This is a genomic window from Streptomyces sp. NPDC002018 (assembly GCF_042890865.1).
Taxonomy (GTDB): domain Bacteria; phylum Actinomycetota; class Actinomycetes; order Streptomycetales; family Streptomycetaceae; genus Streptomyces.
This window is the reverse complement of record NZ_JBIASO010000008.1, coordinates 338,580-363,328: the sequence shown is the minus strand read 5'-3', so window position 1 is coordinate 363,328 and position 24,749 is coordinate 338,580. Positions and strand designations below refer to the sequence as shown.

Annotated in this window: 20 protein-coding genes and 1 riboswitch; of the genes, 11 read left to right on the top strand and 9 right to left on the bottom strand. The window is 71.6% G+C overall.

The genetic code is table 11. The features are described from left to right. Positions 1 to 4 precede the first annotated feature (4 nt). Positions 5 to 102, top strand: a riboswitch (glycine riboswitch). A 177-nt stretch (positions 103 to 279) separates the two neighbouring features. Next, complete coding sequence (gcvP, locus tag ACFYYH_RS16460; RefSeq protein WP_388551161.1) at positions 280 to 3,165, top strand: aminomethyl-transferring glycine dehydrogenase; 2,886 nt, start codon at positions 280 to 282, stop codon at positions 3,163 to 3,165. A 152-nt stretch (positions 3,166 to 3,317) separates the two neighbouring features. Here gcvP and ACFYYH_RS16455 read toward each other — a convergent pair whose 3' ends face one another. Both ACFYYH_RS16455 and ACFYYH_RS16450 read right to left on the bottom strand, forming a co-directional pair. Beyond that, positions 3,318 to 3,524 (bottom strand): DUF5999 family protein, encoded by a 207-nt coding sequence (locus ACFYYH_RS16455; RefSeq protein ID WP_388551159.1) that lies wholly within the window; start codon positions 3,522 to 3,524, stop codon positions 3,318 to 3,320. A 347-nt stretch (positions 3,525 to 3,871) separates the two neighbouring features. Next, positions 3,872 to 4,480, bottom strand: a complete 609-nt coding sequence (locus ACFYYH_RS16450) for a hypothetical protein (RefSeq protein WP_388551158.1) — start codon at positions 4,478 to 4,480, stop codon at positions 3,872 to 3,874. Positions 4,481 to 4,981: 501 nt separating this feature from the next. Here ACFYYH_RS16450 and ACFYYH_RS16445 point away from each other — a divergent pair. Then, the gene (locus tag ACFYYH_RS16445; RefSeq protein ID WP_388551156.1) at positions 4,982 to 6,505 is read left to right on the top strand and encodes a glutamate--cysteine ligase; all 1,524 of its coding nucleotides are present in this window, start codon (positions 4,982 to 4,984) and stop codon (positions 6,503 to 6,505) included. Between the two features lie 33 nt (positions 6,506 to 6,538). On the opposite strand, the gene ACFYYH_RS16440 is transcribed toward ACFYYH_RS16445, so the two are convergent. After that, positions 6,539 to 8,380, bottom strand: a complete 1,842-nt coding sequence (locus ACFYYH_RS16440) for a substrate-binding domain-containing protein (RefSeq protein ID WP_388551155.1) — start codon at positions 8,378 to 8,380, stop codon at positions 6,539 to 6,541. A 97-nt stretch (positions 8,381 to 8,477) separates the two neighbouring features. Here ACFYYH_RS16440 and ACFYYH_RS16435 point away from each other — a divergent pair, with 97 nt between their 5' ends. Then, positions 8,478 to 9,278 carry a CPBP family intramembrane glutamic endopeptidase gene (locus ACFYYH_RS16435; protein WP_388551153.1) on the top strand — a complete coding sequence of 267 codons (801 nt, stop codon included), beginning with the start codon at positions 8,478 to 8,480 and terminating at the stop codon, positions 9,276 to 9,278. A gap of 80 nt (positions 9,279 to 9,358) precedes the next feature. Here the strand turns inward: ACFYYH_RS16435 and ACFYYH_RS16430 are convergent, their stop codons facing one another. Further along, positions 9,359 to 10,180 (bottom strand): PhzF family phenazine biosynthesis protein, encoded by an 822-nt coding sequence (locus ACFYYH_RS16430; RefSeq protein WP_388551151.1) that lies wholly within the window; start codon positions 10,178 to 10,180, stop codon positions 9,359 to 9,361. Between the two features lie 318 nt (positions 10,181 to 10,498). On the opposite strand from ACFYYH_RS16430, the gene ACFYYH_RS16425 reads away from it, so the two are divergent. From ACFYYH_RS16425 to ACFYYH_RS16410, 4 genes are all read left to right on the top strand, one after another. Beyond that, complete coding sequence (locus ACFYYH_RS16425) at positions 10,499 to 11,122, top strand: PadR family transcriptional regulator (RefSeq protein WP_388551149.1); 624 nt, start codon at positions 10,499 to 10,501, stop codon at positions 11,120 to 11,122. 355 nt (positions 11,123 to 11,477) lie between these two features. Continuing rightward, the gene (locus ACFYYH_RS16420) at positions 11,478 to 12,032 is read left to right on the top strand and encodes a Clp protease N-terminal domain-containing protein (RefSeq protein WP_388551148.1); all 555 of its coding nucleotides are present in this window, start codon (positions 11,478 to 11,480) and stop codon (positions 12,030 to 12,032) included. Between the two features lie 110 nt (positions 12,033 to 12,142). After that, entirely contained in the window at positions 12,143 to 13,162 is a 1,020-nt protein-coding gene (locus ACFYYH_RS16415; protein ID WP_388551146.1) for a DMT family transporter, read from the top strand. A 218-nt stretch (positions 13,163 to 13,380) separates the two neighbouring features. Next, on the top strand, positions 13,381 to 14,313 hold the full coding sequence (locus ACFYYH_RS16410) for a DMT family transporter (protein ID WP_388551144.1): 933 nt from the start codon (positions 13,381 to 13,383) through the stop codon (positions 14,311 to 14,313). A 322-nt stretch (positions 14,314 to 14,635) separates the two neighbouring features. On the opposite strand, the gene ACFYYH_RS16405 is transcribed toward ACFYYH_RS16410, so the two are convergent. Beyond that, entirely contained in the window at positions 14,636 to 15,331 is a 696-nt protein-coding gene (locus ACFYYH_RS16405) for a pyridoxamine 5'-phosphate oxidase family protein (RefSeq protein ID WP_388551142.1), read from the bottom strand. Between the two features lie 35 nt (positions 15,332 to 15,366). On the opposite strand from ACFYYH_RS16405, the gene ACFYYH_RS16400 reads away from it, so the two are divergent. Continuing rightward, positions 15,367 to 16,698: an aminotransferase class I/II-fold pyridoxal phosphate-dependent enzyme gene (locus ACFYYH_RS16400; RefSeq protein ID WP_388551141.1), complete on the top strand. Its 1,332-nt coding sequence runs from the start codon at positions 15,367 to 15,369 to the stop codon at positions 16,696 to 16,698. On the opposite strand, the gene ACFYYH_RS16395 is transcribed toward ACFYYH_RS16400, so the two are convergent. Continuing rightward, positions 16,689 to 17,798, bottom strand: a complete 1,110-nt coding sequence (locus tag ACFYYH_RS16395) for a DMT family transporter (protein WP_388551139.1) — start codon at positions 17,796 to 17,798, stop codon at positions 16,689 to 16,691. The two genes, ACFYYH_RS16400 and ACFYYH_RS16395, sit on opposite strands and share 10 nt — an antisense overlap. 73 nt (positions 17,799 to 17,871) lie before the next feature. Here ACFYYH_RS16395 and ACFYYH_RS16390 point away from each other — a divergent pair, with 73 nt between their 5' ends. Further along, a complete protein-coding gene (locus ACFYYH_RS16390; protein ID WP_388551137.1) occupies positions 17,872 to 18,777 on the top strand; it encodes a LysR family transcriptional regulator in 906 nt (301 codons plus the stop codon). 123 nt (positions 18,778 to 18,900) lie between these two features. Here the strand turns inward: ACFYYH_RS16390 and ACFYYH_RS16385 are convergent, their stop codons facing one another. From ACFYYH_RS16385 to ACFYYH_RS16375, 3 genes are all read right to left on the bottom strand, one after another. Next, positions 18,901 to 19,383, bottom strand: a complete 483-nt coding sequence (locus ACFYYH_RS16385) for a Rieske (2Fe-2S) protein (RefSeq protein WP_388551135.1) — start codon at positions 19,381 to 19,383, stop codon at positions 18,901 to 18,903. Between the two features lie 72 nt (positions 19,384 to 19,455). Beyond that, positions 19,456 to 21,657 (bottom strand): prolyl oligopeptidase family serine peptidase, encoded by a 2,202-nt coding sequence (locus ACFYYH_RS16380; protein WP_388551133.1) that lies wholly within the window; start codon positions 21,655 to 21,657, stop codon positions 19,456 to 19,458. Positions 21,658 to 21,834: 177 nt separating this feature from the next. After that, complete coding sequence (locus ACFYYH_RS16375) at positions 21,835 to 22,413, bottom strand: winged helix-turn-helix transcriptional regulator (RefSeq protein ID WP_388551131.1); 579 nt, start codon at positions 22,411 to 22,413, stop codon at positions 21,835 to 21,837. A 185-nt stretch (positions 22,414 to 22,598) separates the two neighbouring features. Between ACFYYH_RS16375 and ACFYYH_RS16370 the strand changes: the two genes are divergently transcribed. Together ACFYYH_RS16370 and ACFYYH_RS16365 are read left to right on the top strand one after the other, a co-directional pair. Beyond that, positions 22,599 to 23,555 (top strand): NmrA family NAD(P)-binding protein, encoded by a 957-nt coding sequence (locus ACFYYH_RS16370; RefSeq protein ID WP_388551129.1) that lies wholly within the window; start codon positions 22,599 to 22,601, stop codon positions 23,553 to 23,555. Between the two features lie 58 nt (positions 23,556 to 23,613). Continuing rightward, positions 23,614 to 24,693 carry an NAD(P)H-dependent flavin oxidoreductase gene (locus tag ACFYYH_RS16365; RefSeq protein ID WP_388551128.1) on the top strand — a complete coding sequence of 360 codons (1,080 nt, stop codon included), beginning with the start codon at positions 23,614 to 23,616 and terminating at the stop codon, positions 24,691 to 24,693. Positions 24,694 to 24,749 lie beyond the last annotated feature (56 nt).

The window sequence follows — 24,749 nt, the reverse complement described above, 5'->3', positions numbered from 1 at the left end:
CTGCTGACCCCGTGCGGGAGAGTCCTCCGGAGAGATGGCCGGAGGCGCCGAAGGAGCAAATCCTCCCCGGAATCTCTCAGGCCCCCGTACCGCGCGGACGAGGTCACTCTGGAAAGCAGGGCGGGCGTCGGTCGGCATCCGCTCTCACCGACGGTGAAAGCCGGCCCGCCGCGAGGCGGACCGGTGAAGCTCTCAGGTTGAGATGACAGAGGGGGAGGCCGTCCGGGCACCCGCGTCCTGGTGCCCCTCGTAGGTCGTGTCGGACCAGGAGGCCTCCCGATGACAGCCCACCGCATTCCGCTCTCGCAGCTCGAGCGGGGCACCCCCTTCGAGCAGCGCCACATAGGGCCCGACGCCGGGGCCCAGGCGAAGATGCTGGCGCAGGTCGGCTACGGCTCGCTCGACGAGCTGACCGCCGCCGCGGTGCCCGATGTGATCAAGAGCACGGAGGCACTGAACCTTCCCGGCGCGCGCACCGAGGCCGAGGTGCTCGCCGAACTGCGTACGCTCGCCTCGCGCAACGACGTGCTGGCGCCGATGATCGGGCTCGGCTACTACGGCACGTTCACCCCGCCGGTGATCCTGCGCAACGTCATGGAGAACCCGGCCTGGTACACCGCGTACACGCCGTACCAGCCGGAGATCTCCCAGGGGCGCCTGGAGGCGCTGCTGAACTTCCAGACCGTCGTCGCCGACCTGACGGGACTGCCGACCTCGGGCGCCTCCCTGCTGGACGAGGGCACGGCCGCGGCCGAGGCGATGGCGCTCGCCCGCCGGGTCGGCAAGGTCAAGGACGGTGTCTTCCTGGTGGACGCCGACGCCCTGCCGCAGACCGTCGCCGTGATCAGGACCCGCGCCGAGCCGACCGGTGTCGAGGTCGTGGTCGCCGATCTGAGCGAGGGCATCCCGGCCGAGGCCGCCGAGCGCGGTGTCTTCGGTGTGCTGATCCAGTACCCGGGCGCCTCCGGCGCCGTACGGGACATCAGGCCCGTCGTGGAGCAGGCGCACGGCCTCGGCGCGATCGTCACCGTCGCCGCCGATCTGCTCGCCCTCACCCTGCTCACCTCGCCCGGTGAACTGAAAGCGGACATCGCGGTCGGGACCACCCAGCGCTTCGGCGTCCCGATGGGCTTCGGCGGTCCGCACGCCGGATACATGGCCGTCCGGGAGAAGTTCGCCCGCAGCCTGCCGGGCCGGCTCGTCGGGGTCTCGGTGGACGCCGACGGGAACAAGGCGTACCGGCTGGCGCTCCAGACCCGTGAGCAGCACATCCGCCGCGAGAAGGCCACCAGCAACATCTGCACCGCCCAGGTGCTGCTCGCCGTCATGGCGGGCATGTACGCGGTCTACCACGGCCCGGAGGGGCTGCGCGGCATCGCCCGGCGCACCCACCGGTACGCGACGCTCCTCGCCGAGGGCCTGCGCGCGGGCGGTGTCGAGGTCGTGCACGAGGCCTACTTCGACACCCTCACCGTCCGTGTCCCCGGCCGGGCCGCCGAGGTGGTCGCCGCGGCCCGCGAGGACGGCGTGAACCTCCATCTCGTCGACGCCGACCACATCTCGCTGGCCTGCGACGAGACCACCGGCCGTACCCAACTGACCGCCGTCTGGACCGCCTTCGGGGTCGACGGCGACCTCGACGCGCTGGACGCGGCGACGGACGACGCCCTGCCCGGGGCGCTGCTGCGCACCGACGACTATCTGACGCACCCCGTCTTCCACCAGTACCGCTCGGAGACGGCGATGCTGCGCTATCTGCGCAAGCTCGCCGACCGTGACTACGCGCTGGACCGGGGCATGATCCCGCTCGGCTCCTGCACCATGAAGCTGAACGCGACCACCGAGATGGAGCCGGTCACCTGGCCCGAGTTCGGCGCGCTGCACCCCTTCGCCCCGGCCGAGCAGGCCCAGGGCTATCTGACGCTGATCCGGGAGCTGGAGGAGCGGCTCGCCGAGGTCACCGGCTATGACGCGGTGTCCCTCCAGCCCAACGCGGGCTCGCAGGGCGAACTGGCGGGGCTGCTGGCCGTACGGGCCTACCACCGGGCCAACGGCGACACGGAGCGCACGGTCTGCCTCATCCCGTCCTCCGCGCACGGCACGAACGCCGCGAGCGCGGTGATGGCGGGGATGAAGGTCGTCGTCGTCAGGACCCGTGAGGACGGCGACGTCGATGTCGAGGACCTGCGCGCCAAGATCGCCCAGCACGGGCCCCAACTGGCCGTTCTGATGGTCACGTACCCGTCCACGCACGGGGTGTTCGAGGAGCACATCGGGGACATCTGCGCGGCCGTGCACGACGCGGGCGGCCAGGTGTACGTGGACGGCGCCAACCTCAACGCGCTGGTGGGGCTCGCCAAGCCGGGCCGGTTCGGCTCCGACGTCTCCCATCTCAATCTGCACAAGACGTTCTGCATCCCGCACGGCGGCGGCGGTCCCGGTGTGGGCCCCGTCGGGGTACGGGCGCACCTCGCGCCGTATCTGCCCAACCACCCGCTCCAGCCGGCGGCGGGTCCCGCCACGGGCGTCGGACCCATCTCGGCCGCCCCCTGGGGCTCGGCCGGCATCCTGCCGATCTCCTGGGCGTACGTACGGCTGATGGGCGGGGAGGGGCTCAAGCGCGCGACACAGGTCGCCGTGCTCGCCGCCAACTACATCGCCAAGCGGCTGGAGCCCCACTACCCGGTCCTCTACACCGGTCCCAACGGACTGGTGGCCCATGAGTGCATCGTCGATCTGCGCCCGCTCTCCAAGGCCACGGGTGTCAGTGTCGACGACATCGCGAAGCGGCTGATCGACTACGGCTTCCACGCGCCGACCATGTCCTTCCCGGTGGCGGGCACGCTGATGATCGAGCCCACAGAGAGTGAGGACCTGACCGAGATCGACCGCTTCTGCGAGGCGATGATCGCCATTCGCCGGGAGATCGAGAAGGTCGCGTCGGGCGAGTGGCCCGCGGACGACAACCCGCTGCGCAACGCCCCTCACACGGCGGCCGCGCTCGGCGGTGAGTGGGCGCATCCGTACGGCCGCGACGAGGCGGTCTTCCCGGCCGGGGTCTCCGCGGCGGACAAGTACTGGCCGCCGGTCCGCCGTATCGACGGCGCGTACGGCGACCGCAATCTGGTCTGCTCCTGCCCGCCGCTGGACGCGTACGACCACTGACGGGGACGGGCGGGCGCGTCACGCGTCCGGGCCGTCAGGACGCGTCGGGGCGGACGGTGATATGTCCGGGCCGTCACGCGTCGGGGCCGGTGCGGAGGAATCTCTCCGGGCCGGCCCCCTTCGTCCGGCGGCCCGGAGGCCGCCCGACGGCCTCAGGCAGCCGTCACGACCTGCTCGCTGCGCAGCGGCCGGTGGGGGGCGATGATCTTCCCGTCCGGCAGCAGTTCACCGGTGTCCTCGAAGAGCAGGACGCCGTTGCACAGCAGACTCCAGCCCTGCTCCGGGTGGTGCGCCATCAGTCGTGCGGCGTCGCGGGCGGCGGAGTCGGCTGTCGGGCAGGCTGGCTGGTGCTGGCACATGGGCGAGTTCTTTCGCTGTGTCGTGGTGTGTGTCCTGCGGCTCGATGTGGTCATGGCCGCCCCCCGTATCTGTTTGGTCCAGTCCTAGTGTTGCCCTACAGATGGCAATCCGCAGGGATTTCGCGGCAGCTCTTCCTTCTGCTTAAGGACGTGTCACCCGGCCGGACGGTTCAGTTCAACTTGACTGTCCTTTCGGGTGGTTCAGGGTGACCTGAGAGGACTACTCCGCATGGGCAAAAGGAGTGCCCCGCGACCGAAGGGCCGCGGGGCACAAAGGAAGACGCCGAGAACGCGGGGACGAGCCGGGAGTACGGACCACACAGTACGGGCGAAACAGGGAAAGCGCTTCAGGCCGGAGTGCGCAGGAGTGGAGCGGGAGCGAGCCGCAGTCCGATCCTCGGCAGCAACTCGGCCACCCGGTGCGGACGGTGGGCGGCGAAGCCCGGCGGAGCCGGGGCGAGAGGCACCAGGATGTCGGCCGGCGCCGGTGCGCCGGTGGAGGCGTCGGCCTCCGTGTCGCCGTGCAGCCAGAGCGTGAGCATGTACAGCTCGGGGACCGACAGCAGCCTCGGCTGGTAGGCGGTCCCCAGGGTCTCCGCCTGCCGGAGCGCACGCTCCGTGGCGGTGATGTACGGGCCTTCGAAGAACCGGGAGAAGGCCCAGCCGTCCGCGGTGAGCATGGTGTCGGCGGCGGCCACGGCGCGGTCGCCACTGTGGATCAGGAACCGCCAGCCCGCGAGTCTGGTCTGCGGTGTGCGGCCCTCGGCGGTGCCGGTACGGCTTGCCGGGGAGACATGACTGAGCACATGGACGGGAAGCGGCAGTTCGGGGCTCAACGGTCCCTGGACGGACTGGAGAGCGGGAGTGCGGGCGTCACGCACGGCGGTAGGGGAACCGAGTGCCGCGAGGACGCTGCGCAGCGCGGGCGCGGGAGCCGGGGGAACATGCAGCGGCATGGTGGGTTGCCTCTCACTTCTGGAGACAGGGTGATGCGTGAGGTGGTGCACGGGCGGGTGCGGACGTCACTGTCAGCAATCGGGTCAGAGGTCGGCCCTAGGTCGGGACGTGACCGGACACCGGCTCTCTGCCTCGTGAGCGAAGTTTATACGACACGTGTTCACAGCATGTTTCTGCTAGCTCTCACAGATATTGCCGACAAGGCATATTCCGGTCCAACTTCCGCGGACTTTCTGTTGATAAACAGTGAAGGCAGGCGTCTGGCCTGGGGTTGTTCACCCGGCGGGGTCGGCCGAAACTCGCCGCCGTTTTCGCGGCCCGGCCGGGCGGTGGAAACGGAACCCGCCGTCATGCCAAAGGAATGTGCCGCACGACCCTAGAGGGCACTGTACCCCCCACCGGGAGCCCGTGGGGCGTTACGGATCACTCAGTCTGGGCATTATCGATCGTGACGCGAGCGGCCGACGCCGCGGGCTGCCCACTCGAGGAGGGACACTTCGATGGGGGAGAAGGTCGACGCGGACGGGGCGGACCTGTCCGATCGGCGGAAATACCGTAGGAAGCTCCAGCAGTGCCTGGCGGTGCTGGGGCGCCTCCTGGCGGAGGAGAGGTTCGACCGGCCCAAGAATCTGATGGGTCTGGAGATCGAGCTGAATCTGGTGGGCTCCGACGGGATGCCCCGGATGATGAATGCGGAGGTGCTGAAACGTATCGCGAGCGGGGATTTCCAGACCGAACTCGGAATGTTCAACATGGAAGTAAATGTAGCCCCGCACCGGCTCTCAGGCAGGGTTCTCGATCAGCTCGCGGAGGAACTGCGCACCGGGCTCGGATATGCCCATCGGAAAGCGAGTGAGGTCGACGCGGGCATCGTGATGATCGGTATTCTTCCGACGCTCGGCCGGCAGGACGTGGTCCCCGGGAATCTCTCGGACGTCGACCGCTACACCCTGCTCAACGATCAGATGGTGGCGGCCAGGGGTGAGGATTTCATCCTGGACATCGAGGGCGTGGAACGGCTCAGGTGCACCTCGGCCTCCATCGCTCCCGAAGCCGCCTGTACCTCCGTGCAGTTGCACCTCCAGGTGACGCCCGACCGGTTCGCCGGGGTGTGGAACGCGGCCCAGGCGATGGCATCGGTGCAGGTGGCACTCGGTGCCAACGCGCCGTTCCTGTTCGGCAAGGAGCTGTGGCGGGAGTCCAGGCCGCCGCTGTTCGAGCAGGCCACCGACACCCGGCCGCCGGAGCTGAAGGCACAGGGGGTACGCCCCAGGACCTGGTTCGGGGAGCGCTGGATCGAGTCCGCGTACGACCTGTTCGAGGAGAATCTGCGCTACTTCCCGCCCCTGCTGCCGATCTGCGACGACGAGGACCCGATGCGGGTGCTCGACGAGGGAGGGGTGCCGGAGCTCCAGGAACTGACCCTGCACAACGGCACGGTCTACCGCTGGAACCGTCCGGTGTACGAAGTCGCCGGCGGCGTACCGCATCTGCGGGTGGAGAACCGGGTGCTGCCGGCCGGTCCCACCGTCACCGATGTGATCGCCAACGCCGCCTTCTACTACGGACTGGTGCGCGCGCTCGCCGAGGACGCCCGGCCGGTGTGGAGCAGGCTCTCGTTCGCCGACGCCGCCGCGAACTTCGACACCGCCTGCCGCCACGGCATCGACGCGGAGCTGCGCTGGCCGCGCCCGGGGCGGGCCGCCGGTGTCACCTCCGTGCCGGTGGTCAAGCTCGTGCGCGACGAACTGCTGCCGCTCGCCGCGGCGGGGCTGGACGCGTGGCAGATCGAGCCCGCGGACCGGGACTTCTATCTCGGGGTGATCGAGGGGCGGTGCAAACGGCGGACCAACGGGGCCTCGTGGCAGGTGGACACCTTCCACCGGGCGCTGGAGGCCGGGCTGGAGCGGGACGCCGCGTTCGCGGCCACCACCCGGCGCTACGCGGAGCTGATGCACCAGGGGGAGCCGGTGCACACCTGGCCGGTGGGGTTCCCGGCACCGTCCCCGGTGAGGCCGGGATGAGACGGACCGGCCGGGTGCGGGGGCCGGCCGCGCTCAGGACTCGTGGAGGTGTCCGACCGCCATGATCGCGCGCAGGATCACGGCCCGGATGTCGGCGGGGTCGCTCACCTCGTATCCCGCCCCCTCCGCGGCTCTGGCGATCTCGTCGACCTCCCGCCGGTCCGCGTCAGGTCCCACGGCGATCGCGATCAGCGGCACCGGCCGTCCCGGATCCACGAGGTCCTTGAGCCGCTTGATCAGTTCGCCGCGGGAGATTCCGTCGTCGTCCTGGTTGGATCCGTCGGTGAGCAGGACCACCGCGTTGAACTTGCCCTGCACATAGCCCGCCTGGGCCTCCCGGTAGGCGGCCAGCGCCGTGTCGTACAGCCCTGTGTCGCCGTCCGGGATGGGCTTCAGCGCGGCGATGGCGCCGGAGAGCCGCTCGCGGTGGGTGCCGCCCTTCACCGGGGCGCCGAGCCGGACGGTCTCCGTCAGCTTGCGGTAGTCCCTGGAGCCGTCCAGGCGCGTGCTGAACTCCCACAGGCCGATCTCGTCCTGGGGGGTGAACGTGGCGAGCGCCTGGAGCAGCGAGGCCTTGGTGACATCCATCCTGCTCTGCCCCTCGCGGCCCGGCACGGGCGCCGTCATGGAGGCCGAGGCGTCCACGACCGTCGTCAGCCGGGCGCTCTGCACCGTCACCGTCCACAGGCCCAGGGCCTGCTGCACCGCCTCCGACGACGGCGGAGCGCTGTCGCTCTCCGCGTACGGCTGGGGGGAGCGCCCGCCCGCCGTACGCACCAGCGAGTCCGTCACCGGAGCGCCCTCCGCGTCCGCCACGCGGAAGCCGTGCTGTTCCAGCGTGCGGTACGCGGGCTTCTCGCCGAGCAGCAGCATGAACCGCATGGCGGCGCGGCTCTCGTCGGTGCTCAGTTTGGTCGCGTCGACGAGGTTGTACGGGTAGTCGAGCGCGGGCGCGCCGTCCGTCGGATAGAAGAGATGGAGGTTCGCGGAGCCGTTGTCGGCGGAGTTGTGGGCGTACGCGGCCTGTTCGGAGAGCAGGACCGCCTCGCTGCGGCGGGGAGTGTCCTTAGCGGTGTCCTCGCCGGTCTTCTTCCCGGTGGGCTTCTCGGCGGCCTCCTCGGTGGGCTCCTCGGCGGCGGAGCCCTCGCGCGCCAGGGTCCGCAGCACCTGGGTGTCGGTGTCGCTGACACGCCGGGTGAGGAGTTTGGCGGTGGCGGCCGTCCGGGTGTCGCTCTTCGGCCCCTCCTGCCGGGTGGACTCGGAGATGCTGCTGAGCGCCAGCAGACCGGTCGCGCTGCGGGCCGGATCCGCCGAGCCGAGGAGCAGGCTGCCGGTCTCGGTCGCCATGGCGGCGACACCGGCCCAGGTGTAGGTCTTCCGGGGCCAGCCCAGCGCCCCCGCGGACGCCGGCACGGCGGCCAGGGTCACCGGTGACGAGGCCACATTGCCCGCCGGGGTGAGGGGGACGCCGCCCGCCGTCGTGGCGCGCTCCACCCAGACGTCGGAGTCGGGCACCCAGATCTGGAAGTCGGGCACGGCGGTGCCGGTGGCGAGGGTCTCCGCCACCTCGTAGTTCTCGCGGGCCTCGACCCGTACGTCCAGACAGCGGCCGTCGGAGGTGACCCGGTCCCGGCGGGCGCGGTCCGCCACGGCGCGCAGGGCGGGGGCGATATCGGGCGAGGCGACCAGGTCCACCCGGACCGGGGCGCGGTCGCAGGGGCCACCGAAGGAGAGCAGCCCGTTGCCCACCGCGATCCCGGCCCCCGCCGTCACGGCGAGGACGAGCGGGACGGCGATGGCCACGCGGCGGCGGCGCGGCGAACCGGCCCTGCCCGCGCTCCTCGAGGGCTGGTGGGGCAAGCTGTGACGTCCCATGGTCCCCGGCCTGTCGTACGCGATCTTCGTACCTGCATTCGAGACCCTAGCGGCCCCGCGCACGGCATGGGACGGGAATACTCAACTGGAGGCGGACGTGCAGGCGGAGGCGGGACGAGTGGCCGGTTCCTTTTCCGAGGAGGCCATCCCACGGAGGACTCTGCGGTCCGAGACGGTGCTCGTGCTGGCCCTGTCGCTGGGCGCGAGCGGTGTGTCCGCGCTCATCAGCTTCATCGGGTCGCTGACCAGGCCGGGAGCGCTGAGCGACCAGGCGGCCACGCTCAACTCGTCGGCGGCCCCCGGGCGGCCCTGGCTCGATCTGGCCTGGCAGCTCTTCGGGATCAGTACCGCCCTGGTGCCGGTCGCGCTGGTCGCGCATCTCCTGATCAGGGAGGGCAGCGGACTGCGCGCCATCGGCTTCGACGGCCGTCGGCCCTGGTCGGACCTGGGCCGCGGCACGCTGGTGGCGGCCGGTATCGGCAGCGCCGGGCTGGCGTTCTATCTGGCGGTGCAGGCCATCGGCTTCAATCTGACGGTGGTGCCGGAGTCGCTGCCCGACGTGTGGTGGAAGTTCCCGGTCCTGATTCTCTCGGCGGTGCAGAACTCCGTGCTGGAGGAGGTCATCGTCGTCGGCTATCTGCTGCGCAGGCTCGGCCAGCTCGGGTGGACCCCGATGGCGGCCCTGGCGGCGAGCTCGGTCCTGCGCGGCTCGTACCACCTGTACCAGGGGATCGGCGGCTTCGTGGGCAACATGGTGATGGGCGTGGTGTTCGTCCTGCTCTACCGGCGGTGGGGGCGGGTCGGTCCGCTGGTGGCCGCGCACGCGCTGCTCGACATCGGGGCGTTCGTCGGATACGCGCTGCTGGCCGGCAAGGTGGGCTGGCTGCCCACGGTGTAGCGGCGCGCGACAGGGGGCGGTGACGCGGGACTCGGGCGGGAGACTTCGTACGCCCCTCAGTGGTGTCCGCGCGCCCGGCGTCAGGGGGTGGCGAGCAGTTCACCGTCGATGACGGTCACCGCCCGGCCCATGAGCAGGGTCCGATCGCCGCGCAGCGCCGTACGGACGAGTCCGGTACGGGCGGAGGCCTGGAGGCCGGTCAGCTCGGTACGGCCGAGACGCGCGGACCAGAACGGGGCGAGCGCGGTGTGCGCGCTGCCGGTCACCGGGTCCTCGTCCACACCGACCCCGGGGAAGAAGCACCGGGAGACGAAGTCGTAGCCACGGCCCGGGTCCTCGGCGGCGGCCGTGACGATGACGCCGCGCCGGAAGGGGCCGACGAGCGAGGCGAAGTCGGGGACGAGGGAGCGCACCGTCCGCTCGTCGGCCAGCTCGACCAGCAGATCACCGACCTCCTCGGAGGTGTCGTGCACCGAGACGGGCCAGGCGCCGAGCGCGTCAGGGACCGCGTCCGGGACCGGCACGGGCGTCAGCGACGACGTCGGGAAGTCGAGGGTGAGGGTGCCGTCCTCGTCCGCCGTGGCGCCCAGGACGCCGGGGCGCGCGGCGAAACGTACGGCGCCCTTCGCGCGTCCGGTGGAGTGGAGCACATGAGCGGTGGCCAGCGTGGCATGGCCGCACATGTCCACCTCGGTGACCGGCGTGAACCAGCGCAGCGCCCAGTCGGCGTCGCCGCCGGGAGGCAGTGGGTGGGCGTAGGCGGTCTCCGAGAGGTTCACCTCGGCCGCCACCCGCTGGAGCCAGCCGTCGTCGGGGAAGCTGTCGGAGTCCAGGAGCACCACTCCGGCGGGGTTGCCCGCGAAGGGACGGTCGGTGAAGGCGTCGACGATTCGAATCCGCATCCTCCGAGCCTAAGAGGTCGGTACGGATGCCGGCAGCGCACCCCGCGCGGGCGGCGGAACGGGTGCCTCCGTCCCGATGGGGTTCCACCAGGCGCACCGACGTGCGATCGCGGCGTGGCGGGCCGGTCCGAGGGGAGGCCGGAGTCACACCCTGCTTCGCTGACACGGAAGGCCGTTGGTCATCCGTCGGTGGCAATCGATCAACGTTCACTGGCACAGGTCACCGACAGCCGAGAGGGGGGATGGTGTTTGCCGGGCGAGGTATTCCGATATATCGTTGAAGCATCGCGACAGATCAACGACGAGAGGAGCGTAGCGATGCGTTCACCAGGACATGAGCATGGTCATCACGGACATCACGGGCCGGGATCCGGGCACTGCGGGCCCGGTCATCAGGGCAGGGGCGACTTCGAGGAGCGGCGCGGGGCCTTCGGGCCGTTCGGTCCGCCCTTCGGCGGTCCTTTCGGCGGGGGCGGGCGTGGCCGGGGCGGCGGCCGGGGCCGGGCGCGTCGCGGCGATGTGCGCGCCTCGATCCTGGCGCTGCTGAAGGACCGTCCCATGCACGGCTACGAGATGATCCAGGAGATCGGCGAGCGCAGCGGCGGGGCCTGGCGCCCCAGCCCCGGCTCGGTGTATCCGACACTCCAGCTGCTGGAGGACGAGGGGCTGATCATCAGCCGGAGCGAGGGCGGCAAGAAGCTGTTCACGCTCACCGACACCGGGCGTACCGAGGCCGAATCGGGGCCGGAAGCCCCGTGGGAGGAAGCGGGACGCAGCTTCGACTGGGACACGGTGAACGAGATCCGTCAGGCCGGCTTCGGGCTGATGGAGGCGTTCGGGCAGGTCTGGAAGACCGGTACGCCCGAGCAGCGGCAGAAGGCCATCGGCATCATCAACGAATCCCGTAAGAAGCTGTATCTGATCCTCGCCGACGAGGACTGACCCTTCCGGTGCCCGATATGACCGCACGCGATGTGGCGGTCCGGCTGTGAGGAACAGGGAAAGAGCATGGAACGGGGAAGGAACAGGGAACAGGGAACAGGGAACAGGGAAAGAGCAGGGGCCCCGCGGCCGACGCCGCGGGGCCCCTGCGCGCGTGGGTGATCCATGGTGGTCGCGTACGGGCGGGGGAGGGCAGGGCCCGCCAAGGCAAGGCGGCGCGAGTCCCTCGGGGAAAGATGGTCCCGATCTCCTACGTAAGGAGGAGAAGCCGGCCGGACCCGCCCACCCTCGGTGGGACGCGGAAATGCTCCCCCTCGGGGATGTCACGCGCAGAGGGGACTGATGGGGTGGGAGAGTGCAAAGCCCTCCTCCGCGGGTGCCGGAACCGACCGCACCGACCCGAGCCCACAGCGCGCCGGCGCGCGCCGCGGAGAGACGTGCCGCGGCGGAGTCCCGGCTCACGGCGGAGATGGCCTCCGCGCTGTCGGGCGCCCGTCGCAGGGCCCTGCGCGACGGGGACGCGCAGATCGACACGGCCCATCTGCTGCACTCGCTGCTGGAGACGGACCCCGAGGTGCGGGCGGCGTTCGACGGCGGCTCCCAGGTGAGCAAGGTGCTCGGCTATCTCGTCCAGCGCAGCATCGGCTACGGGCTGCGCTGGCAGCGGACGGTGGAGGACTCGGGTGCCGTGCCGGTGGTGCGGGAGCGCGCCATGCGCGGCTGGTCGCCGCAGGCCGTCAGCGCCATGCGGCGGGCGCTGGAGCGCGCCGTGCGGCGCGGCGAACCGCGTGTCGCCGGGCTCGATCTGCTCGCCGCGCTCGCCTCCGACCGGGAGAGCCGCGCGGTCGATGTACTCGTACGGGCCGGGGTGGACGCCGAGGCACTGGCCGGGCGGCTGTCCCGGGTGTAGCGGGTTCCCCTGCCCCCGTCGGTTCCGGGCGCGTGCGGGCTTCCGGGTGCTTACGGCTCGACAGGTGTCATCAGGGTGTCGCTCCTGACGCCACCTGTCATGATGTCGCCATGCACGCGTCTCAGGGGAGGAGCGTCGGCCTGGGCATCGCCCTGGCGTCGGCGTTCGCGTTCGGCGGTTCAGGTGTCGCGGCCAAGCCGCTCATCGAAGCGGGGCTCGACCCGCTCCATGTGGTCTGGCTACGGGTGACCGGCGCCGCGGTGGTCATGCTGCCGCTGGCCTGGCGCCATCGCGCCCTGCTGGTGCGCAGGCCCGCGCTGCTCGCCGGATTCGGCCTGCTCGCGGTCGCCGGCGTCCAGGCCTTCTACTTCGCCGCGATCTCCCGGATCCCCGTCGGGGTCGCGCTGCTGATCGAGTATCTCGGTCCGGCGCTCGTGCTGCTCTGGGTACGGTTCGTCCAGCGGCGGCATGTCACTCGCGCCGCCGCCGTCGGTGTGGTGCTCGCGGTGGGCGGACTCGCCTGTGTCGTCGAGGTCTGGGCCGGGCTGAGCTTCGACCCGGTGGGGGTGCTGCTCGGGCTCGGCGCCGCCTGCTGCCAGGCGTTCTACTTCATCCTGGCCGATCAGGGCGCCGGTGGTGAGGACGCGCCGGACCCGCTGGGCGTGATCGCGTACGGGCTGCTCGTCGGCGCCGTCGTGCTGACCGTCGTCGCCCGCCCCTGGACCATGGACTGGTCCCTGCTCGGCGGGAGCGCCGACATGGGCGGATCCCAGGTGTCCGCCGCCCTGCTGCTGGGCTGGATCGTGCTGATCGCGACCGTGCTCGCCTATGTGACCGGCGTGGTCTCGGTGCGCAAGCTCTCCCCGCAGGTGGCGGGCGTGGTCGCCTGTCTGGAGGCGGTCGTCGCGACCGTACTGGCCTGGGTGCTGCTGCGGGAGCATCTGTCGGCGCCGCAGATCGTCGGGGGCGCCGTCGTGCTCGTCGGTGCCTTCATCGCGCAGTCGACCACACCGTCGGCGCCTCCGCCGTCGGGGCCGGTGGCGGGCGGATCCGGCGGTGGGCGGGCGGCGGAGGCAGCCGAACAGGAGGGGCGCGGGACGCGGTTGTCCGCCGAGCCCACCACACCGTAGGGTGCCGATCATGCGTGCGACCGTACTGCCGCCTCCCGCCGTGTAGCGCGGGCGGCCATCCGCTGACGAAGACCGGGCTCGGGCAGGGCTGTCCTCCGGACAGCCACTGGTACCCGTGCGGTTCGTCGCTGCCCGCGTGACGGAGCTGAGCGACCATCCACCCGTTCTTCACCCGGAGACGTCACGTGTCGATTCCTTCCTCCGCTCCCGCGTCCGGCATGCCTGTCGGGCGCGGCCTGTTCTTTCTGCTGATCGCCGGGGTGGCCTGGGGGACCGCGGGAGCCGCCGGCTCCCTGGTCTACCGGATCAGCGATCTCGGCCCTCTCGCGCTCTCCTTCTGGCGCTGTGCCGGCGGGCTCGTCCTGCTGCTCGGCGCGCTCGCGCTGCGGCGGCGCCGTGAGCCCGTGCCCGTGGAGCCACGCCGTCGGCGGCTGCTCCGCATCATCGCGACCGGCGTCGGCCTGACCCTCTTTCAGAGCGCCTACTTCGCCGCTGTCGAGGCGACGGGTCTCGCCGTCGGCACGGTGGTCACCCTCGGCGCAGGACCCGTCCTCATCGCGCTCGGCGCCCGCCTCACGATGGGGGAACGGCTCGGCGGGGGCGGTCTGGTCGCGGTGACCGGTGCGCTGGCCGGTCTCGGGGTGCTGGTCCTGGGCGGAGAGAGCGGCACCGTACGGCCGGTGGGGGTGATGCTCGCGATCCTGTCGGCGGCCGGGTACGCGGGGATCACGCTGCTCACCCGGTGGCTCGGCCGGGACGGCGGCGGGGCCGACTCCACGGCCACCACCGCCTGGGCCTTCGCCATCGGCTCGGTTCTGCTGCTGCCGCTCGCCCTGGGGGAGGGACTGGTGCCGCAGACCGCGGAACCGGGGCGGGTGATCTGGCTGCTGGTGTACGTCGCGGCCGTGCCCACGGCGCTCGCCTACGCCCTCTACTTCGCGGGGGCCGCGGTGGTGCGGGCCGCGACCGTCTCCGTGATCATGCTGCTGGAGCCGGTGAGCGCGGCGGTGATCGCGGTGGCCCTGCTCGGTGAGCGGCTGACCGCCGCCACCGTGGCGGGCACGCTGCTGCTGCTCGCGGCGGTGACGGGGCTCGCGCTGGCGGAGGCCAGGACCGCGGCGGTCAGGCGGAGGGCGGCGGCCCCGGCCTGACGCGGAGCGCCGGGCTCGGAACGCCGGACGGACCCGGAGCGCCGGACCCGGAGCCCCGGGCCAGGGGCCCCGGGCTCGTCGCGTGGGGTACGGAGTGTGCGGGGACAGGAGCAGCGGGCTCGGAGCGGGAGGGGAACCCGGCGCGCTCAGCGGCTGATGCATTGAGCGTCGGGTGAACCGAGCCTCGGGTGCGCCGGGCCTCGGGTGCGCCGGGCGTCCCGCTCCGCGCCGAGGGCCAAGGGCCGTTACGGCGAGGGCGAGGGGGCGCGGGCCTTCCCTCCCCTCGCCGTGCGCCTCGTCCCGGCCCGGCGCATTGCCCCCGTCAGAGCACGGACAGATAGCCGGGCAGAGTGATGGACGGGTCGAGATCGTCGGCCGGCACCGGGGCGTCGTAGCCGCGCGCCAGTGGCACCACCCCCGCCCAGTGCGGCAGTCCGGTGTCCTCGGGGTCGTCGTTGGGGCCGCCGGTACGGACCTTGGCGGAGACCTCGTCCAGATCGAGACGGATCACCGCTGTCGCCGCCAGCTCACGGTCGTTGGCGGGGCGCGAGTCGTGCGAACGGCCCGGCACCACATGATCGACGATCGCGTCGAGCGCGGTGCGCCGCTCCTCGGTGTCGGTGACCTGACGGGCGATGCCGTGGACCACGACCGAGCGGTAGTTGACCGAGTGGTGGAAGGCGGAGCGTGCCAGGACCAGACCGTCGACATGGGTCACGGTCAGACAGACCTCCAGCCCGGGGGCCTCCGTACCGCCGTGCGGTCCGCCCGCCATGCGCAGCGGCCGGGAGCCGGTCGAGCCATGAACGTACAGCCGCTCGCCCACCCGGCCGTAGAGCGTCGGCAGGACGGCCGGAGCGCCGTCGCGGACAAAACCGAGATGGCAGATGTACGCCTCGTCGAGCAGGGCGTGCACCAGCTCACGGTCGTACGCCGCCCGCTCCCTGGCCCGGGTGGGGACGGTGCGTGCGGTGGGCCGGTAGGCGGCGGGATCGCTCGGTGGCGCGGTCTCCGGCATTGCGTCCTCCATTGCACTAGTGCATAGTGTTCTTTGTGCTAGGAGAGTATCGGATCACGGGTCGGGGCGCGGCGGAGATTTCCGCCAGCGTGGAGCGCGCGGTCGGTGCGGGAGAGCTGGCCCCCGGCCAACCTCTCCCGCCCATGCGGGAGTTGGCGGCACGCCTCGGGGTCAATCCGAACACCGTCGCGGCGGCCTACCGCACTCTGCGCGAGCGCGGAGTGATCGAGACCGCGGGCCGCCGGGGCAGCCGGGTGCGCGCGCGCCCGGCCAGTACGGCCCGCGGATCGATCCGTGTCGACGCTCCTCCCGGCGTTCGCGATGTGTCGGAGGGCAACCCCGATCCGGCCCTGCTGCCCGCGCTGCACGAGGCGCTGGCCGCCGCGGCGCGCCACCACGCGCGAGAACCCGCGCTGTACGGACAGGAGCCCGTGGACCCGGAGTTCGCGCGGCTGGCCCGCGCGGACCTCGACGCCGACGGGGTGCCGGCGGGCCCGGTCGCCGTCACCTCCGGGGCGCTGGACGCGATCGAACGGGTGCTGGCCGCCCGGCTCCGGCCGGGTGACGCGGTCGCGGTCGAGGACCCGGGCTGGGGGAGTCTGCTGGACCTCGTTCCCGCGCTCGGACTGCGGTCCGTACCGGTGGGGCTCGACGACGAAGGGCCGCTCCCCGCCGATCTGGACCGGGCCCTGCGGGCCGGGGTCCGGGCGGTCGTCCTCACCTGCCGCGCGCAGAATCCCACGGGCGCCGCGATGGGCGCAGCCCGCGCGGCGGAGCTGCGGGCCCTGCTCTCGGCCCGCCCCGAGGTACTGCTCATCGAGGACGACCACGGCCATCGCATCGTGGAGGTGCCGCTGCGTCCGCTGGCCGGTTCCACGGAGAGCTGGGTGCTCGTACGGTCCACCGCGAAGGCATACGGGCCCGATCTGCGGGTCGCGGTGCTGACCGGGGACGCGGTGACCGTGGACCGGGTGCTGGGGCGTCAGCGCCTCGGCCCCGGCTGGGTGAGCCGGCTGCTCCAGCGGGCCGTCGTCGATCTGTGGACCTCGGGCGCCGTGGACGCGCGGGCGGTGGCCCGGTCGTACGGGCGGCGGCGTGACGCGCTCGTCGCGGCGCTGGCGGAGCGGGGTGTCACGGCGCACGGCCGCAGCGGGATGAATGTCTGGGTGCCGGTGGCCGACGAGACCGGCGCGGTGGCGCGGCTGCTGCACGCGGGCTGGGCGGTCGCGCCGGGGGCGCGTTTCCGGCTGGCCGCGCCGCCGGGCGTACGGCTGACCGTGTCGTCCCTGACGGACGACGACATCGGTCCTGTCGCCGACGCGGTGGCGGCGGCGGCAGGACCCGCGCCCGCGCGCAGCTACGGCTGAGCGCTCGCCGACCTCGGCCGCCCGCTCGCCGGCTTCCCTCCCGACAGCTTCCCGTCTGCCGGCTTCCCGCCCGCCGGCTTCCTGGCCCGGCTCTGGGTGAGCGCGGCCCCGGCGAGGATGATCAGCGCGCCGACAGGTGTGTTCCAGGTGAGTTCCTCACCGAGGAGTGTGACACCGGCGGCGGTGGCGATCACCGGGATGAAGTAGGTGACCATCGTGCCGGTCGTCGGGCCCACCTCGGCGACCACCCCGTACTGGAGCAGGATCGCCAGACCGGTGCCGAGCGCGCCGAGCACGAACACGGAGAGCAGCGGAAGTGCCGGGAACGAGGTCGGCAGGGTGGTGAACAGCGGTGTGACCAGGGCCAGTTGCAGAGTGGCGACCAGAAGCTGCCCACCGGTCAGGGAGAGATGGGAACTGCTGCTGCCCGCCAGGGTGCGGCGTACGTAGATCCAGCCGACCGGATAGCTCAGGGAGGCGAGCAGGGCCATCGCCGTACCCGTGAGGTCGAGGCCGGAGAAGCCCTGCCAGGCGCCGAGCACGGTCAGCACACCGAGGAAGCCGATGCCGAGTCCGGCGACCCGTCGGCGGGTGGGCCGGTCCTCGGAGAGGGCGACCAGGGAGAGCGCCATGCCCCACAGCGGCGAGGTGGCGTTGCAGATGCCCGCGAGTGTCGAGGGGATCGTCAGCTCGGCGTACGCGAACAGCGAGAACGGCAGGGCGTTGAGGAAGAAGGCCGCGACGGTGAGATGGACCCAGGTGCGCGAGCCCCGGGGGAGCCGCTCGCGCCTGACCGCCATGGCGACGGCCAGCACCGCCGTACCGAAGAACAGCCGGCCGAAGGTGACCTGGAAGGGCGCGAAGCCATGGGTGCCGACCTTGATCAGCAGAAAGCTGAAGCCCCAGATGATCGCGAGTGCCGCGAACCCGACCCGCCAGTCCAGGGCGGCACGGATACGGGACGCTGCCGCCGGGGGCGTGGGCGGCGACAGCGGGGCCGCGGCCGGAGGATCCGGGATCGCGGCCGGGTCCGGGAGCGGTGTGGAAGGGGTGGCCGTGGCGGAGGACGGGCCGGGGCGGGGCGGGGTCGCGGTGCTCATACGGCCACGATGTCGTGCTCCATCTCGTAGAACAAGCGAGATTGTGTCCACCCTTCTGCGTAGTATTGCTTACATGTTGAATCTGGAGCGGCTACGGACCCTGGACGCCCTGGCCCGCCATGGCTCGGTGAGTGGCGCCGCCGAGGGCCTGCATGTCACGACCTCGGCCGTCTCCCAGCAGATGGCCAAACTGGAGCGCGAGGTGGGCCAGCAGCTCCTGGCCAGAAACGGGCGCGGAGTGCGGCTGACCGACGCGGGACGGCTGCTCGCCGACCACGCGGCGCGCATCCTCTCCCAGGTCGAGATCGCCCAGTCGGACATCGAGGCCCAGCGCGGCCGGGTGGTGGGGGAGGTGCGGATCTCGGCCTTTCCCACGGCGGCCCGCGGCCTCTTCCCGGCGGCGATCCGTACCCTGCGCGAGAGCCACCCCGAACTGCGGGTCGACTCACGCGAGCTGGAGCCCGAGGCCGGCGTCCGGGGAGTGATCAGGGGCGATCTCGATCTCGGCGTGGTGCTGGACTGGAGCAACAAACGGCTGCCGGTGCCCGGCGGTCTGGCCACGGCCCATCTCCTCGACGACGCCGCCGATGTGGCCATGCCGCTGGACCATCCGCTCGCGGGCCGTACGGAAGTGGATCTGGAGGAGTTCGCGGAGGACGACTGGGTGTCCTGGCCGGAGGGCGAGTTCTGCCACGACTGGCTGGTGTTCACACTCCGCTCGAAGGGGTTCGAGCCGCGCATCGCGCATCTCGCGGGGGAGTACCACACCCAACTCGCCCTGATCGCGGCCGGGCTGGGGGTCTGTGTCGCGCCGAGACTGGGGCGCGGTGTCATCCCTGAGGGCGTCGCGGTCGTTCCCGTACGGCAGACGATGCGCCGCCATATCTACGCCGTGTGGCGGACCGACGCGGATCGCCGTCCTTCGATCAGGGCGGCCGTCGGGGCGCTGCGCGAGGCGGCGCGCGAGGCGGGCGGCTGAGCTGCTGTTCGCGGGTCGCGGGTGACGGGCTCGGGACTGGCGGCTGATGGGCGCGGGACGGCCGACGGTCCACTCCCTGCCGACGAAGAGTGGGCCCGTCAGCCGCCGGTCGGCGTCCCGCCGTCAGGCGAGCGTGATCGAGTCGCCGGCGACCGTGATCGACGCGGCGGGCAGCGGCTGGGTCGCGGGCCCGGACTTCACACTGCCGTCCGTCACACTGAACTGGCTGCCGTGGCACGGGCAGTGGATGATTCCGTCCGAGATGTCCTTCACGGCGCAGCCGCTGTGCGTGCACTTGGACGAGAAGGCCTTGAACTCGCCCGCCGCGGGCTGGGTGACCACGACACCCTTGTCGGCGAAGACCTTTCCGCCGCCCTCCGGGATGTCGGTGGTCTTCGCGAGGACATCGCCCCCGCCCCCGCCGGCGCCGTCCGAGCTGTCCCCGCCCGCGCCCGGGTCGCCGGCGGCGGGCGTCTCGGCCGCCGAGTCCGCCGTACTGTCCGAATCGCCGCACGCGACGAGCGCCGCGCCCAGCCCCACCGCTCCGGCCGCGGCGACCACGGTCCTCCGTGTCACGATCCGTGCGGACCCCTGCCATGCGGTCATGCTCAGCTCCGTTCGACGGCCGGCTCTCGATCGGCCGGTCACTGGTAGATACGCGGCCGAATGCTGCGATGTTCAAGCATCGAGGGACTTTTTGAAGAAGTCGAGTTCCCGCAGGAGCAGACCGTCGGCCACACCCTCCCCGGCCACGAGATGGCCCGTACCGGGCAGCGGCAGCACGGAGTGCGGCCGGCCCGCGGCGAGCAGGGCCGCCGAGAGCCGGAGTGTGTGTGCCGGGACCACATTGTCGTCGACGAGTCCATGGACGAGCAGCAGCGGACGGGTCAGCCTGTCGGCGTACGGAAGCAGCGACGAGCGTTCGTAGGCGCCGGGCTGGACATCCGGATGGCCGAGATAGCGCTCCTCCCAGTACGTGTCGTACAGCCGCCGGTCGGTCGGCGGCGCGCCCGCCACCGCGGCGTGGAACACATCGGGGCGGTGCAGCACGGCGCCCGCCGCCAGATAGCCGCTGAACGACCAGCCACGGATGCCGACCCGCGCCAGGTCCAGCGCGTCGTACCGCTCGGCCGCCGCGTGCAGCGCGTCGATCTGGTCCGTCAGCACGGGCGTCAGCCGGTCGCCGACGATGGCGCGCTGCCACTCCACACCGCGCCCGGGAGTGCCGCGTCCGTCCGTGGCCAGCACGGCGAAGCCCTGTTCGGCGAACCACTGGCACACGGCCGTGTACCAGGCCCGCGCCCGTGTCACGACCTGCATACCGGGCCCGGCGTACGGACTGAGGAGCACCGGCAGCCTGCCCGAGCCCGCCTCGTACCAGGACGGCAGATGGAGCCGGGAACGCAACTCCCTCTCGCCCAGCGCCAGATGGATCGGCCTGGGCGTGACGAGGGGCTCCTCGGCGAGAACCGCGATCCGGCCGGCGGGCCTGCCCGCCCGCACCACGGTCACCCGGTGGCCGTCCGGAGTCCCGCTGTCGAGGACGAGTGTGCTGCCCCCGGCGGCGGCCGTGTGCACACCGGGCTCGTCGGTCACTCTGCTGAAGCCGTTCCCCGGTGTGTACGACCAGACATGGACCTCGGTCGGTTCCTCGCTCGCGGTGAAGTAGACCTGTTCGCCGACCGCGCCCAGCACCTCTCGGACCTGGAGTCCGGCCGGGGCGAGGACCTCGCCGATCCGGATCGAGCGGGCATCGCCCCGGACACACGGCAGGACGGCCACACCGGAGGCGGTGTGAAGCGGTGTGCCCGGCGGGAACTCCACCCACGCGTGGTCCGTGTGCCGGGAGAGCGTCTCGACGGCGCCGGTCGCCGGATCCGCGCGCAGAATCCACACCGTGCGCTGGTCCCGGGTCTGAAGACCGATGACCGGTCCCACGCTCTCCCACCGCGCGCTCACGACATACTCGAAGGCGAGGTCCTGCCAGACACCCCGCGGGGCGTCCTCCCCGGGAGCCCGCCCGGGAAGCAGGACCGGGGTGTACCCGCCCTCGACCGTCACCACGCGCAGCGAGGTCTCGGCATTGGCCGTGCCCGCCGAGGGGTAGGGGATCGAACGGGGCGGCCGGGCGGGGTCGGCGGGGTCCCCGATGTACCAGCGCGCCACCATCGAGGTGTCGACGCGGGCCACCAGGAGCGCGTCGCCCGCCGGGGACCACCAGTAGCCGCGCGATCTGCCGATGGACTCCGCCGCGACATGGTCGGCCAGACCGTAGGTCACCCCCGGCGCCTCGGGCTCGGCCAGCGGCCGGTCCCGGCTCCCGTCGGCGCGTACGACACGGAGGGCGCCGCCGGTCACATAGGCGATCAGGGCGCCGTCGGGGGAAGGGCGCGGGTCGGTGACCGGGCCGGCGGTGGGGACACGCCGGGGTGTGCCACCGTCCGTCCGTACCACCCACAGCGCGCCTCCCACCGCGAACGCCACCATGCGCGCCTCGCGGTCGGTCGCATACGCCACCACCTCCGCACCGGTCTCACGTGCTCGCTCGCGCCGCGTTCGCCTCTCCCGCGACAGCGGCTCCGGCCCGTCTGCTGCCCCTGTTCCGGCTCCCGCTCCGCCTGCTGTTCCGGCTCCCGCTCCCGCTCCCGCTCCCGCGTCGGCTCCGGCTCCCGCGCCGTGGCCGCCGAGCGCCGCCGGATCGGCGAGGATCCGCTCCTCCCCGTTCTCGTACAACCACAGCGGAGTGCGCGGATCGACGCCCGAGACGGACCGTACGAACAGCACCCGCTCGCCGTCGGGGGAGACGGTGAACCGGCGGGGAACACCGAGCGAGAAGCGCCGGGTGCGGGCGAACTGACGGGGGAACGCGTCGGTCTCCATGAGTGGTGTGATCTCCGGTTTCTGCGGGGCCGGTCCGGAGTCGGACGCCGGCGGTGGGTGCCGGAACCCACGACGTCCTTCTCGGAGAGTCTGACAGGCCGTCGGCCGCCATGGGCCTCGTCGGTGTGTCGGCGCCGGGACTTGAAGTGGTGGCCGTCGGGTGGGTGTGATCGTGTCTCAGAGGCCACCGGCGTTGGTCGTGCTGTGTTCGCTTTCCGCGGCCGGTCGCGTGCGCGGTGTCATGACCGGTTCGAGCAGTCGCCGTGGCGTATTCATCGCGCTGGATACAGGATCGCGATCGGAGTGTGTTGTGTCGAATCCGGGTCCGGGTTCGATACGGATCTCCGGGACCGGGACAGCCAGACCGCAGTCCTGGCAGCGTCCCTCGTGGTCGAGCGGACCGCCGTCCTGGTCGTGACGGAGGACGCGCTTCACTCCGGCCGGGGAGTAGAACTCGTCCCCCCAGCTCATCAGGGAGCGCACGACCGGCCACAGCGCGATGCCCTTGGCGGTCAGCCGGTACTCGACCCCCGCCGCCGCATGATTGTCGCGCGTGAGCACGCCTTCCTGCACAAGGGACTTCAGTCGGCTGGTCAGGACGGCGCGCGGGATCCCGAGCTGAGTGGCGAAGTCCCCGAACCGACGTACCCCGTAGAACGCGTCACGGATGATCAGGAGCGTCCACCGCTCTCCGACAACCTCCAGCGTCCGAGCCAGCGGGCAGTTCCGGTCCGCGTATGTGTTGGGGAGCGTCATACAGGGATTCTACCAGCGACGGTTCGCTCATTGAACTGGCGCATGCTACGGTGGTCGGAGGGGCTGGTTCGGTCAGTGAACTGACATTGTGGTCGAGCTCGGGAGAGTGCCCTCCCGCACCTGCGGTTCCCGCATCGGGCGACAGCTCGGCTACGGCGAATTCCCCCCATGCGCCACCTGCCGCAATGACCGGCGCGAAAGCAAAAAATCGCACGGAGGTCCATATGGCTGATGACCGACGAGTCTTCCTGATCACGGGTGCGGCCGGTAAGACGGGACGTGCCGGCGCCGAACTACTGCTGGAACGCGGTTTTACGGTCCGCGCACTGGTCCGGCAGGACGACGGCCGGGCACGGGCCCTGGCCGCGGCGGGCGCGGAAACAGTCGTCGGGGACCTCCTCGATCTCGACGACATGAGCCGTGCCCTGCGCGGGGTGAGCGGGGCCTATTTCTGCTATCCGATCCGCGAGGGACTGCTGGAGGCCACCACGGTCTTCGCGCAGGCGGCGGTCGAGGCGGGAGTCCGGTCCGTTGTGAACATGTCCCAGATCTCCGCCAGGCGGGAGGCGAAGAGCAACGCCGCACGTCAGCACTGGCTCGGTGAGCGACTGCTGGATCGAACGGACCTGCTTACGACCCACCTGCGCCCCACATTCTTCGCCGCGTGGCTCAGGGACTGGTGGGAATACAGGGAGGGTGAGGGCGTGCTGCGGCTGCCGTTCGGACGCGGGCGCCATGCCCCCATCACGGAGATCGACCAGGCGCGTGTGATCGCGGCGGTGCTGGCCGATCCGGAACCGCACCGGCGCAAGACCTATACGCTGCACGGGCCGATCGAGATGGATCACTACGAGATCGCAAAAGCCATGTCCAGGGGGCTGGGCATGCCGGTCCACTACGAGCCCATCAGTGTCGAAGAGTTCGCGGCCGCGATGACCGCCCGCGGGCTGTCCACCCACCTGGTCCAGCATCTGAGCAACGTGGCGGTCGACTACCAGCGGGGAATCTTCGCCGGCACGAACGACGTCATCGAAAACATCGGCGGCGGCGGCGTTCCCTTGACGGTCGAAGAGTACGTCACCAGTCGCAGGGAGGATTTCCGCACCAGCGGCCCCAACTTCGTACCGGAGCCCTCGGGCTGAGGAGTGGGACGAATTGGGTCAGTTAGTCCTTGTTTTGTTTATTCATTAAGATTTATCCATGGATGACATTCGTCGGCGAGTTCGGATGTTCTGCGATGCCTTCGGACTGGCCATGCCTGTCCTACAGGCGCCGATGGCGGGAGCCTGCCCGGCGTCACTGGCGGTCGCGGTAGCCGGCGCGGGAGGGATGGGGGCGTGCGGCACCGTGCTGCACGGTCCGGAGCAGGTCGGCGAGTGGATGGAGGCGTTCCGCGCCGGGTGCCCGTCCGGCGCCGTGCAGCTGAATATCTGGGTGCCGGGCTCCTCGGGCTCCGGAGCCGGGGAGCGGGACCGTCTGGTGGCTGACGCGGCAGCGTTCCTGGGGCAATTCGGCGCCGCGGGGGAGTCCGGCGGGCGGGGTGGGCCGCCGCCCTATCGCGAACAGTGTGAGGCGATGCTCACCTCGCGGCCCACGGTGATTTCCTCGATCATGGGCCTGTTCGAGCCCGAGTACGTCCGGCGGCTGCATGCCGCGGGCATCACCTGGTTCGCCTGCGCCACCACCCTGGAGGAGGCACTCGCCGCGGAGGAGGCGGGCGCGGACGCGGTGGTCGCGCAGGGCATGGAAGCGGGCGGCCACCGCGGCAGCTTCGACCAGGAGGACGCCGAGCGGACGGACATCGGGCTGTTCGCTCTGGTGCCGTGGTTCGCCGATCATCTGCGGGTGCCCGTGGTGGCGGCCGGTGGCATCGGTGACGGGCGCGGAGTCGCGGCGGCGCTGGCCCTCGGCGCCAGCGCCGTGCAGGTCGGAACGGCGCTGCTACGCACCCCGGAGGCGGCGATCGAGGCGGAGTGGGCCGATGCGCTGGTCGGGCTCGGGCCGGATGCCACCTTGACGACGCGCGCCTACTCGGGACGACTCGCTCGGGCCGTTACGACACCGTTCCTGGAGGCGTGGCAGCGGCCGGACGCACCGCGACCGGCGCCCTTTCCCGACCAGCTCGGCCTGATCGGGCGGTGGCGTGCGGGCGGAGCGCCGGGAGTCGACCCGACCGGCTACTTCGCGGGGCAGAGCGCGGCGCTGGCCTCGCCGGAGCCGGCCGGCGACATCGTGACACGCATGTGGCGGGACGCGTCCGCGCTGCTGGGGTGTTGGTGAGCACACTCCCCGGTCGAGGCTGACGCAACTGCCACGCATACGGCACTTCCACACGC

What these genes read in the sequence shown, in the direction of transcription:
- ACFYYH_RS16395 (WP_388551139.1), bottom strand. Translation starts at nt 17,798, where the DNA reads ATGAGCACCGCGACCCCGCCCCGCCCCGGCCCGTCCTCCGCCACGGCC.
- ACFYYH_RS16410 (WP_388551144.1), top strand. Translation starts at nt 13,381, where the DNA reads ATGCCTGTCGGGCGCGGCCTGTTCTTTCTGCTGATCGCCGGGGTGGCC.
- ACFYYH_RS16370 (WP_388551129.1), top strand. Translation starts at nt 22,599, where the DNA reads ATGACCGGCGCGAAAGCAAAAAATCGCACGGAGGTCCATATGGCTGAT.
- gcvP (WP_388551161.1), top strand. Translation starts at nt 280, where the DNA reads ATGACAGCCCACCGCATTCCGCTCTCGCAGCTCGAGCGGGGCACCCCC.
- ACFYYH_RS16380 (WP_388551133.1), bottom strand. Translation starts at nt 21,657, where the DNA reads ATGGAGACCGACGCGTTCCCCCGTCAGTTCGCCCGCACCCGGCGCTTC.
- ACFYYH_RS16375 (WP_388551131.1), bottom strand. Translation starts at nt 22,413, where the DNA reads ATGACGCTCCCCAACACATACGCGGACCGGAACTGCCCGCTGGCTCGG.
- ACFYYH_RS16450 (WP_388551158.1), bottom strand. Translation starts at nt 4,480, where the DNA reads ATGCCGCTGCATGTTCCCCCGGCTCCCGCGCCCGCGCTGCGCAGCGTC.
- ACFYYH_RS16415 (WP_388551146.1), top strand. Translation starts at nt 12,143, where the DNA reads ATGCACGCGTCTCAGGGGAGGAGCGTCGGCCTGGGCATCGCCCTGGCG.
- ACFYYH_RS16385 (WP_388551135.1), bottom strand. Translation starts at nt 19,383, where the DNA reads ATGACCGCATGGCAGGGGTCCGCACGGATCGTGACACGGAGGACCGTG.
- ACFYYH_RS16440 (WP_388551155.1), bottom strand. Translation starts at nt 8,380, where the DNA reads ATGGGACGTCACAGCTTGCCCCACCAGCCCTCGAGGAGCGCGGGCAGG.
- ACFYYH_RS16390 (WP_388551137.1), top strand. Translation starts at nt 17,872, where the DNA reads ATGTTGAATCTGGAGCGGCTACGGACCCTGGACGCCCTGGCCCGCCAT.
- ACFYYH_RS16405 (WP_388551142.1), bottom strand. Translation starts at nt 15,331, where the DNA reads ATGCCGGAGACCGCGCCACCGAGCGATCCCGCCGCCTACCGGCCCACC.
- ACFYYH_RS16445 (WP_388551156.1), top strand. Translation starts at nt 4,982, where the DNA reads ATGGGGGAGAAGGTCGACGCGGACGGGGCGGACCTGTCCGATCGGCGG.
- ACFYYH_RS16430 (WP_388551151.1), bottom strand. Translation starts at nt 10,180, where the DNA reads ATGCGGATTCGAATCGTCGACGCCTTCACCGACCGTCCCTTCGCGGGC.
- ACFYYH_RS16365 (WP_388551128.1), top strand. Translation starts at nt 23,614, where the DNA reads ATGGATGACATTCGTCGGCGAGTTCGGATGTTCTGCGATGCCTTCGGA.
- ACFYYH_RS16455 (WP_388551159.1), bottom strand. Translation starts at nt 3,524, where the DNA reads ATGTGCCAGCACCAGCCAGCCTGCCCGACAGCCGACTCCGCCGCCCGC.
- ACFYYH_RS16425 (WP_388551149.1), top strand. Translation starts at nt 10,499, where the DNA reads ATGCGTTCACCAGGACATGAGCATGGTCATCACGGACATCACGGGCCG.